Raw genomic sequence first — 6,887 nt, 5'->3', positions numbered from 1 at the left:
ACTTTCGGGCAATAAAAAAAGCCACAAATCATTGATTTGTAGCTTTTTGTCCGTTTGCTGACCATTTCTGTCCAGCACGTTCAGCGGAGAGGGAGGGATTCGAACCCCCGGTACCTCGCAGTACAACGGTTTTCAAGACCGCCGCAATCGACCACTCTGCCACCTCTCCAAATGCGGATGCAAAGATAGAGGAAATTTTGAATCTGCAAAAAGAAATAAAAGGCTTTTTTCAAAAAAGATCTATTTGTGGTCAGTAAAGTCTATAGACTGTAGGTATTCTTCAGACAGTGTTTACGGACTTTACGGACTAAAGAGCCTTCGACTCGAACAAAATAACCTCTTTATTCGTTAAAATTATTAGTGAAACAATTAAGTAGAAAGTCATGAAAAAACAAGATATAAACACGGAACACGGGGGACAGATGCCGGGAATGGATATGTCTGCCGGGCATGGGACGATGGAGCACATGCAACAAACGGATATGAAAGATGGTCATAGCAAGCAAATGAATATGGCGGGTGGGCACATGATGCACATGGGGAATTTGCGGCGGAAATTTTGGGTATCGTTGGTGATAACGATCCCGATCTTGTTGCTTTCCCCGATGATGGGGATGCACACGTCGTTTCAGATCACGTTCCCCGGCTCGGAATGGGTGGTGCTGGCGTTGGCGACTTTTCTGTTCTTTTATGGCGGACGCCCTTTTCTGTCCGGTGCGGCGATGGAGTTGCGGATGAAGAGGCCGGCAATGATGACATTGATTGCTATGGGGATAGCGGTGTCATACGTGTATAGTCTTTACGCTTTTATCGCCAATAACCTCGTACATGCTTCTGGACACAAGATGGATTTCTTTTGGGAACTGGCAACGCTGATAGTGATCATGTTGCTGGGGCATTGGATTGAAATGCGGGCGGTCGGGAACGCGGGGAACGCTTTGCAGAAGATGGCGGAGTTGTTACCCGGCAGTGCGCATCTCGTGGGGGCGGATGGTGAAACAAAGGATGTTCCTCTCCAACAAGTGGAAGTCGGGCAGCAGGTTATGGTGAAGCCGGGAGAGAAAGTGCCTGCTGACGGGACGGTGGTATCGGGAGAAACGACGGTCAACGAGGCCATGGTAACGGGTGAGGCGAAGGACGTGGAGAAGAAGGCGGGGACACGGGTGATAGGCGGTTCGATCAACGGCAACGGAACGATAGTGGTGAAAATCACGGGTACGGGTGAGTCCGGTTATCTGGCACAAGTGATGAAACTTGTCGGCGAAGCGCAACAAGAAAAATCACGGGCGGAATCCGTTTCCGACAAGGTGGCAAAGGCATTGTTCTACGTTGCCTTGTCGGCAGGTATTATCGCTTTCGTCGTGTGGCTGATCGCGGATGGTAGTCTGAATATCGCTCTTGAACGTATGGTGACGGTTTTTATTATTGCTTGTCCTCACGCTCTGGGGTTGGCAATCCCGTTGGTGGTAGCGCGTTCTACTTCGTTGGGTGCGGCACGCGGGTTGCTTATCCGGAATCGTAATGCGCTGGAAAAGGCACGGCGGATAACCGTGGTGACGATGGATAAGACGGGGACACTGACCGAGGGAAACTTCCGGGTATCCGCCGTGCAGGCATTGACGGAGGGTTGGAATGAAGCGAGAGTGTTACGGGTTATGGCGGCGCTGGAAACGGGTTCGAATCACCCTCTGGCGGCAAGTATTATTGCCGAGGCGAAGGAGAGAGGGATTCCGATGCCGCGTGTCGAGAACGTGACGTTGATAAGCGGTACGGGCTTGATCGGTGTGGTTGACGGGGTGACCGTGGAGATCGTGACGGCGGCATTCCTCGACAGACGGAAAATACCCTATGACACGGAATTGTTTGCTCGTTTGGCAGGCGAGGGAAATTCGGTGAGTTTTCTCGTGGTGGAAGATACTGTTGTCGGGCTTGTCGCTCAAGGCGACCGGATAAAACCGGAGGCTGAAGCTGTCGTGGCGGAATTGCAGAAGGAACACGTTCGCCCGGTGATGCTGACGGGAGATAACGAGGCAGCCGCCTCTGCAATAGCTGCCCGCTTGGGAATTACGGACGTGCATGCCTCACTTTTGCCGGAAAACAAAGATCAGGTTGTGATCGCGTACCAGCAACAAGGAGAGAAAGTCATGATGGTCGGTGACGGGGTGAATGATGCCCCGGCGCTTGCCCGCGCGGATATAGGGGTTGCTATCGGGGCGGGTACCGATGTGGCGATAGATTCTGCCGACGTGGTACTGGTGCGCAGTAATCCTTATGATATAGTTACTTTCCTTGCTCTTGCCAAGAGTACTACCCGTAAAATGGTACAAAATCTGTGGTGGGGTGCGGGATATAATATTCTTGCCATTCCTTTGGCGGCGGGAGTGCTTGCCCCGGTGGGGATTATCCTCAGTCCGGCGATAGGAGCGGTGCTGATGTCATTGAGTACGGTGATCGTGGCAATAAACGCCATGATGTTGAGAGTGAAAAAATAATGTCTATTTTGTAGAGTATTGCGAAAGGTTTTACTTAAATTTGTCACCGCGTTAGTAAATAGCGAAATTTTATGGATGGGATGAATATATTAAAGGATATAGTCCGGAGTGCCGGAATGTATCCCGGTAAAACGGCTTTTGTGATTGACGGCATAGCGTATTCTTACAAGGAATTGTTCGCTTGTGTCAACGGTATTCACGCTTTTTTGGACGGGCGGGAGGAAGAGGTTATCGGGGTTGTGGCGGAAAACCGGATAGAAACGTATGCAGCCATCCTTGCGGTGTTGCTGTCCGGGAAAACGTATGTCATACTGCACCCGCATTACCCGGACAACCGGAATAACAAGATTCGGGAAGCGGGAGATATAGGGGTGGTGTTGTACGCTGACGAATGTGATATGGCGAAGGCGATGCCGGAAAGTATGGCTTTTGTTTCTACCCGGGAACTTCGGGGTGAAGAACACGCCGAGTACAATTACGGGAGCGGGGACACGAAAGCGTATATTATTTTCACTTCCGGCAGTACCGGAGAGCCGAAAGGAGTGCCGATTACCCGGGACAACCTCAACGCGTTCTATACGGCTTATTCCGCTTTGGGATGGAACCTTGGGGCGGATGACCGGATGTTGCAGATGTTCGAGTTGACATTTGACGTTTCGGTGGTTTCGACGTTGTTCCCGTTGACGGTGGGTGCGGCTATCTACACGGTGGGACCGGGTGAGATGAAGTACACGAAAGTGTACGAGTTGCTGGAGGATGAGCGATTGACATTCGCGGCGATAGCTCCCTCGTTACTTCAGTTTTTGTCCCCTTATTTTGACGAGATCCGTTTACCGGATTTAAAATACCTGATCGTCACGGCAGAGGCAGCGCAGGCAGACGTGCTGGCTCGTTTCCGGGCGTGTGCCCCGAATGCTGAATTTGTGAACCTGTATGGTCCCACGGAAGCAACGATATATTGCACGGCTTATCGTATCCCTCGTGAAGAATGCAAGCATTATCACGGGATGATCGCGATCGGCAGACCTTTTGAAGAAATGGAAGTCGTTATTGCCGACGAGGACGGGCAGGCGTTGAATACCGGAGAGAAGGGAGAATTGTGGGTGAGCGGACCGCAGGTGATGGCGGGATACTGGAAAGACCGGGAAAAGTCCGAACAGGTGCTGGTGCGTCATAACGGGCGTGTGTTCTATAAAACGGGTGACTTGTGTTACATGGATGCCGACGGGGATATCATCTATTGCGGCAGAAAAGATTACCAAGTAAAAGTGCAGGGCTTCCGGGTGGAGTTGAACGAGATCGAGTACACGGCGAGAAAATTCTACCGGGAGGAGAAGAATGTTGTTGTCGTGGCGAAAAAAGACGATGACGGGGGATGCCGGTTACACTTGTTTATCGAGGCGGCAGAGTGCGACACTCCCTCGTTGCTCGAATTTATGAAAATGCATTTGCCCGTGTACATGTTGCCCGCTCGCGTGCATTGTCTGGAGGTCTTCCCGTTGGGGACGAGTAATAAGATTGATAGGAAAAAATTATTGTCACTTGTATAAATATAAAGCTATGGAAATTCAGGAGATATTGGACGAGATTAGTGTTATTTTTCGGGATATACTGAAAAACAATGACATCGTGTTGAAAGAAGAAACGGTGGCGTCGGACGTGCAGGGATGGGATTCTTTGACGAATATGCGGTTAATCACGGCCGTGGAGAAGCATTACGGGATACGGTTTTCATTGCGGGAAGTGTTGAAGTTTAAAAACGTGGGTGACCTGTGTCGTGTCATTCAAAATAAGGTCGGGTAGCGTATGATGTTTACTTCATGGGAGTTCGTTCTCCTGTTCGTGTGTAGTGTCGTGTTGTATTACACGCTGCCCCGGAAATTCCAGAAGAGCGTGCTGTTGCTGGCGAGTTTTTGTTTTGCCGCTTACTTTAACCTGATGTTCTTGGTTATCGCTTTGGCGATAACCGGGGTAACCTTTTACCTTGGAAAATTTATCGGCAGACAGGAGAATGACGTCACCCGGAAACGGATATTCTGCGCGGGTATGGTCTTTCTGATTCTTTTTCTGGCGGTGTTCAAATATTTGGGATTTATCGAGAGTAACCTGCAATGGTTGCTGGGCTTGGTCAGGATTTCGGTTGAATTTTCTACTAAAGGCTTCCTGTTCCCCTTGGGCATCTCGTTCTACACGTTTCAAGCACTGTCCTATTTGGTAGATGTGTACTGGGGTGATGAGAATCCGGAGAGAAGCCTGCCGGATTTCACGCTGTACATGTTATTCTTCATGAAATTCCTGTCGGGCCCGATCGAAAGGGCAGGGGATTTTCTGCCGCAGTCGAAGGAGGGAAAGGCTTTTGACTACGAGGGCGTGACCTACGGGGTGAAGCTGATGTGTATCGGTCTGATGAAGAAAATGATTATTGCCGATCGGTTGGCTCCTTACCTGAACGATATATTGGGTTCCGTGGAGAGTACCAGCGGCGTGCAGTTGCTGTTGGCGGGATTGCTTTACCCGATAGAACTTTACGCGGACTTTTCCGGTTACACGGATATAGCGATAGGGGGTGCGATGGTATTTGGTTACAAGCTGTCGCCTAATTTTAATCGACCTTTCACGGCGAAAACGATTACGGATTTTTGGCGGAGATGGCACATGACCTTATCCTTTTGGGTGAGGGATTATCTCTACCAGCCGATTGCCGCCAGTAAACGCTATTGGGGGCAGTGGGGGATTGTCTACGCATTGATTATCACTTTCGTTCTGTTGGGATTGTGGCACGGCGGGGGATGGAATTTCGTTATCTACGGTTTGATACAGGGACTATATATCAGTTACGAGATGCTTGCCGCCGGATTCCGGGGAAAGTTGGAGAAATTCACGGGTAAGAGCGTGTTCGGGGTATATTCCGTGGTGAGGACTTACCTGTTGTTCGCTATCTCGCTCGTGTTTTTCAGGTTGGATACGCTGTCGGAAGTATGGTACATGTTCAGTCATTTATCGTTGAGCCTGCCGCACGGGATAAAAGAACTTCGCATGGGAATGCCGGATCATGATATTATCGTGCTGGTTGCCGCCATTGTTCTTTTGTTCGTGTACGAGTATTTTATGTCGAAACGGGATTTGTTGAAAGCTGTCAGTCGGCAACGGGCAGTGGTTCGCTGGGGAATCTATTATTTATTTATATTCCTTTTCCTTGTGTTCGGCGAGTTCGGGAGTAAAGATTTTATCTATTTGCAATTTTAGCCATGAAGAAGACGTTTGCCTTATTTTTGTTGAAATGTGTATTGCTGATTTTGCCCTTTCTTACTTTATTGGGATTGTATTTCTATGACGATCCCTTCGAGGTCTTGCACGAGTATAAAGATTATTATAAATCCCCGGTGGCGGTGAACGAGGGATACGTGGGATGGCAATATTACCGGATGCAAAGGGATTCCGTGAAATATAATTCTTTCCTTTTAGGGAACTCCTGCACGATGGCTTTTCAAGCCAAGGATTGGGAGAAGTATATACCGGGAGGGCGTGCTATCCGTCTTTACGGTAGTGCCGAGCGATTGGGGAATATATATAGAAAAGTGCGGGCGTTGGATGCGGTGCAGGATTCTATCGCGAATATGATTATCCTGTTGGATTACGCGACATTGAAACAAACACAAATAGGTAATATATCCACCCATGTCCTGCACCCGGAAGTGACGGGGCAAAGTAACTGGGAGTTTCAGATGTGTTTCTTGCAAACGTTTTTTAATCCGGATTTTTGGGTGCCTTACGTGGATTATCGTGTTACCGGACGGTATAAACGTTACATGAGAGGAGTGATCAACAGGGAAGAGGTGGAACGGAATTGCAGGTCGAATGACGTGTACAATCCGCGGGAAAAGGAGATAGCGGATTATGGTGAGTTGTACTGGGAAAGACACAAGAAAGAATTTCCCGAGCGGGATACGGTACGGAAAGTTTCTCCGCCGATTATCATGAAAAAACAATTTGATATGCTTTCGGAGATGAGGGATATTTTCGTGAAACACGGTACGAATTGCAAGATTTTAATCAACCCGAAATATGACCAAGTCCGATTGAATCCGAGCGATTTGAAACAACTGCAAGATATATTCGGTGCAGCGAACGTGTTTGACTTCTCCGGGGTGAACGAATTTACTTCAGATGTTCACAATTATTACGAGAAAGGACATTATCGTCCCTTGTTGGGAAGAAAGATTCTCGAAGCGATGTACGGGAAAAGGGATACAATAGGGATTATCCCATGATTGGTGATGATTGCTCGCCAGCATAATCTTTTTATCTTCGAAGCATGAACGTAGCAAAAACGCTCCCGAGCGTCTTTGCTACGTTCATGCTTCGAAGATGCTACGTTCTTGGTATAGGGAAACG

The 6,887-nt window shown here is 48.8% G+C and carries 5 protein-coding genes and 1 tRNA gene; 5 read left to right on the top strand and 1 reads right to left on the bottom strand.

What is annotated here, in order from left to right; genetic code table 11:
• Positions 1-84 precede the first annotated feature (84 nt).
• Positions 85-169, bottom strand: a tRNA-Ser gene (locus H8S64_RS09155).
• A gap of 214 nt (positions 170-383) precedes the next feature.
• Between H8S64_RS09155 and H8S64_RS09150 the strand changes: the two genes are divergently transcribed.
• The 5 genes from H8S64_RS09150 to H8S64_RS09130 all read left to right on the top strand — a co-directional run bounded on the left by H8S64_RS09150 (position 384) and on the right by H8S64_RS09130 (position 6,763).
• Positions 384-2,492 (top strand): heavy metal translocating P-type ATPase, encoded by a 2,109-nt coding sequence (locus H8S64_RS09150; RefSeq protein ID WP_222621165.1) that lies wholly within the window; start codon positions 384-386, stop codon positions 2,490-2,492.
• 71 nt (positions 2,493-2,563) lie between these two features.
• Positions 2,564-4,042 (top strand): amino acid adenylation domain-containing protein, encoded by a 1,479-nt coding sequence (locus tag H8S64_RS09145; protein WP_186975809.1) that lies wholly within the window; start codon positions 2,564-2,566, stop codon positions 4,040-4,042.
• Between the two features lie 10 nt (positions 4,043-4,052).
• The gene (locus H8S64_RS09140; RefSeq protein WP_099293168.1) at positions 4,053-4,295 is read left to right on the top strand and encodes an acyl carrier protein; all 243 of its coding nucleotides are present in this window, start codon (positions 4,053-4,055) and stop codon (positions 4,293-4,295) included.
• A 3-nt stretch (positions 4,296-4,298) separates the two neighbouring features.
• Positions 4,299-5,738, top strand: a complete 1,440-nt coding sequence (locus H8S64_RS09135) for an MBOAT family O-acyltransferase (RefSeq protein ID WP_186975808.1) — start codon at positions 4,299-4,301, stop codon at positions 5,736-5,738.
• Positions 5,739-5,740: 2 nt separating this feature from the next.
• A complete protein-coding gene (locus tag H8S64_RS09130) occupies positions 5,741-6,763 on the top strand; it encodes a histidine kinase (RefSeq protein ID WP_186975807.1) in 1,023 nt (340 codons plus the stop codon).
• Positions 6,764-6,887: the final 124 nt, after the last annotated feature.

Source organism: Butyricimonas hominis (genome assembly GCF_014287455.1).
GTDB classification, from domain to species: Bacteria; Bacteroidota; Bacteroidia; order Bacteroidales; family Marinifilaceae; genus Butyricimonas; species Butyricimonas muris.
This window is presented reverse-complemented; position numbering and strand designations above follow the sequence as displayed.

Coding starts and splice junctions, on each gene's coding strand:
- H8S64_RS09140 (WP_099293168.1), top strand. CDS start 4,053: ATGGAAATTCAGGAGATATTGGACGAGATTAGTGTTATTTTTCGGGAT.
- H8S64_RS09130 (WP_186975807.1), top strand. CDS start 5,741: ATGAAGAAGACGTTTGCCTTATTTTTGTTGAAATGTGTATTGCTGATT.
- H8S64_RS09135 (WP_186975808.1), top strand. CDS start 4,299: ATGATGTTTACTTCATGGGAGTTCGTTCTCCTGTTCGTGTGTAGTGTC.
- H8S64_RS09145 (WP_186975809.1), top strand. CDS start 2,564: ATGGATGGGATGAATATATTAAAGGATATAGTCCGGAGTGCCGGAATG.
- H8S64_RS09150 (WP_222621165.1), top strand. CDS start 384: ATGAAAAAACAAGATATAAACACGGAACACGGGGGACAGATGCCGGGA.